Here is a 3384-nt window from a genome sequence, read left to right on the forward strand (position 1 = left end):
GTTCGGTGAAGCGGGAAATTGTAGTTTGCACAACTTCGACTCTCCCGCTTCAACTCCCTTACTCTGACGACCTGATCCGATGCTGTCTAGCGATTAAACACGGCCTTCGAAAGCGATAGTCCAGCAAGATACAGCTGAATACTGAGCGTCATCAGAAATCGTGGTGTCGCTTCACGTTCAATAAACGATAAGTCAATCTGGTCGATACTACCGTTGAGGCTAGCGTTTTCGGGCATAGGCACTCAGAAAACGCTACGCCTCACTCTTCAATTCTTATCTGAACACCTTCACAAAGGGGGAAAAGGCTAGTACGGTGCAGCTCTATACAGCATGAGGATGGAGTGTCTTGTACAGACTCGCCTTCTCATTTCTCTCACAAATCACTGCCGGTAGGGACCACTATCCTTCAATTCTCAGCTTAACTGAAGACAGATACTGTGAGAAGATACGGGAACAGCGCCCCGGACGACACAAAATTAGCGATTAGCGGCTACGGCCACAGTCCACGTGCGTCGTGTCCATCGGCGATCCGGGACAGTGCGACGATGTAGGCGGCGTTTCGCCACGTGACGTCTCTAGCGTCGTACTCCTCGCGGACGACCGTCCAGGCGCTCAACATCTCCTCTTCCAGTTCGTTGTGGACGCGTTCGAGTGACCATGCGCGCCGATTGATGTCCTGGAGCCACTCGAAGTACGACACCGTTACACCACCGGCGTTGGCGAGGATGTCCGGAATTACCGAGACCTCGCGCTCGGCGAGGATATCGCTGGCGGCGCTCGTCGTCGGGCCGTTCGCCCCCTCGACGATGATGTCCGCTTCGATGTCGCCGGCGTTGTCCTCCGTCAGGACGTTCCCGAGCGCTGCGGGTACGAGTACGTCGACGTCGAGTTCGAGCAACTCCTCGTTTGTGATTAGCTCGCCGACGTTCTGGCGCGTGACGGCTTCGGGCTCCTCGTCGTGTGATGGAATCGCGTACGTATCCAGCCCGTCTGGCTCATAGAGTGCTCCGTTGACGTCGCTGACAGCAACGATGGTCGCTCCCCAGTCGTCCAGCAGCCGTGCGGCGTTGGCAGCCACACTGCCGTAGCCCTGGACGGCGACGGTCGTCTCCGCGATGTCGCGCTCGTAGTACTTGAGGGCTTCACGGGTGATGATAGCGACACTCCGGCCTGGTGCACTCTCGCGGCCCTTGCTCCCGCCCACGGCCGGTGGCTTCCCCGTCACTACGCCAGGGATGGTTTCGCCCTCTTGCATTGAGTACGCGTCCATTAGCCACGCCATCGTCTGGGGGTCAGTCCCCATGTCCGGCGCCGGGATATCTTTGGTCGGGCCGATGATGTCCCGTATCTCTTCGGTGAACCGCCGCGTAAGTCGCTCCTTCTCGGCGTGACTCAGGTTCTTAGAGTTAACGGCCACGCCACCTTTCGCACCCCCGAACGGGAGGTCCATGACCGCACACTTCCAAGTCATCCACATGCTGAGTCCGACACACTCGTTTCTAGTCACGTCGGGATGATACCGAAGCCCGCCCTTGTACGGGCCGCGGACGCTATCGTGCTGGGCGCGGTAGCCCGTGAACACTTCGACAGTCCCCTCGTCGCGCTCGATCGGGACAGTCACTTCCTGGACCTTCTTGGGGTATTTGAGACGCTCGACGATGTTCGGGTCAATGTCGAGGTGTTCGGCGGCATGTTGCAGCTGTCGGCGAGCAGTTTGGACTGCTGACTCCGAGTCTCCCATAGATTCGTGTATTCACTGCAGGCTGACGTGAAAGTTGTGATTGCCCACAATCCCGAAAGATTATTGCTGTTCGGAATTCACAGCATCGCCGCATGGATATCCCAATCGGATTGAAATTGGCTTGGGCCCTGTTGCCGTTGCGCTTTCGCTTTTCTTGGGACATATTCCCGAGCTATAGAATCATCCTCTTTTACTACTGACTGAAAACGTGGTGGGGAAATCAGACTGGAACGACCTCTAAATCGTCAAAGCCGAAAAACGCGCACATATGATTTGGAATCGTTACAATCTTCGGTGTTTTGCGCTCATTTCGGCAATTGTAACGGGAGTCTATCTGACTGTAGCGATTGCACTTGCTGTCGGATTGAAGAAACGCTCCGTCGCAGCTAGGATGATTAGTACCAGTGCATTGTGAACGATCCTGCCATGGCAGGTGTATACTACGGAATCGGATACATCGTGAACCGCCCCGGGGTCAAGTCGTTCGAGAATATTCGATTCTCATGATCACGGAAACCTCCGATTTCCGGACAACCCCGAGGCACTCAGCCTACTTTACCTGTAGAATGAGTGTCCTGACATGCTACTATATAAAAATTCAGCTCAACCGAATTACTATGTGTTCCCACGGGCTATAGAATCGTATGGGAAAGCAAACAGCGAAAACGACAGAGCGTTCCCTTTTATTAATAAATACAATCCAAAATCTCGGTGGGGCGACACTCAATGAGTTAGGGTCGGAGCTAGAGATGGCTCGAAGTACAATTCATGTTCATCTCCAGACCCTTGTTCAAAACGGATACATTGTCAAAGAAGGAGAGACGTATCATATTGGACTCCGGTTTCTCAACCATGGGGAGTATGCACGGTCGCGGAAGACAGCATATACACTTGCAAAAAATACCGTAAACCACCTTTCTGAGCAGACAGATGAGGAAGTGGAATTCGTTGTTAAAAACAATAGTCGAGGGATTCTGGTTCATGAATCGTTCCATCCGGATAGTCAGTTCCAATCCAAAGAGGGTCATCATTCAGACGCTTCGACGGCTGGAATTTATTATCACCTCCATAGCGTTGCGACTGGAAAAGCCATCCTTGCTGAACTCTCTCTCGAGTCTGTCGAAGAAGTAATCGATGAATGGGAACTTCCTGAACAGACAGATCAAACCATCACGGATAGAGAGGAATTTCTAGATGAGTTAGAGCAGATTCGTAATCGAGGTGTCGCCTTCGCTGATGAGGAGTATATAGACGGATTACGGGAGGTCGGTCGAAGGATCAAAAACCCGGACGGGAGTGTTCTTGGTGCCATTGCGATAATCGGGCCGAAGTACCGATTTACAAACGAGCGGTTTACTGAGGAGTTGCCTGAACTCCTCATCGAATATGTGGATGAACTGGAGGCCGAGATCGAGAAGGCATATTTCGATGAATATTTACCAGACTCGTAACCTGCCGGCGCACCAACTACTGTGTCCGGACGCACAAAGTACCGACCCAGTAGATACTAAGACACATGCGATGCTCGACGTGCACTGTCGGTACTTCCCGAACGAGTCGGGAGAGTGCCGTCTGAACGCCGCGAAATAGTCACATTCTGTATGATTTGAGGGTTAGTCTCCGTTGCTACCGCTGCGGAGACC

At 53.2% G+C, this 3384-nt stretch carries 2 protein-coding genes and 1 pseudogene; 1 reads left to right on the forward strand and 2 read right to left on the reverse strand.

Annotated features, from left to right (window positions below; all coding sequences use genetic code 11):
- Positions 1-98: 98 nt before the first annotated feature.
- Both N5098_RS17730 and gdhB read right to left on the reverse strand, forming a co-directional pair.
- Positions 99-236, reverse strand: a pseudogene (locus tag N5098_RS17730) (IS6 family transposase); the annotation flags it as partial.
- 254 nt (positions 237-490) lie between these two features.
- Complete coding sequence (gene gdhB / locus N5098_RS15195) at positions 491-1741, reverse strand: glutamate dehydrogenase GdhB (protein ID WP_267638734.1); 1251 nt, start codon at positions 1739-1741, stop codon at positions 491-493.
- A 644-nt stretch (positions 1742-2385) separates the two neighbouring features.
- On the opposite strand from gdhB, the gene N5098_RS15200 reads away from it, so the two are divergent.
- Positions 2386-3192 carry an IclR family transcriptional regulator gene (locus N5098_RS15200; protein WP_267638735.1) on the forward strand — a complete coding sequence of 269 codons (807 nt, stop codon included), beginning with the start codon at positions 2386-2388 and terminating at the stop codon, positions 3190-3192.
- Positions 3193-3384 lie beyond the last annotated feature (192 nt).

This window comes from Halovenus rubra (assembly GCF_026586665.1).
Classification (GTDB): domain Archaea; phylum Halobacteriota; class Halobacteria; order Halobacteriales; family Haloarculaceae; genus Halovenus; species Halovenus rubra.

Bases quoted from the DNA above. Each gene is read 5' to 3' on its own strand.
- N5098_RS15200 (WP_267638735.1), top strand. From the start codon at position 2,386: ATGGGAAAGCAAACAGCGAAAACGACAGAGCGTTCCCTTTTATTAATA.
- gdhB (WP_267638734.1), bottom strand. From the start codon at position 1,741: ATGGGAGACTCGGAGTCAGCAGTCCAAACTGCTCGCCGACAGCTGCAA.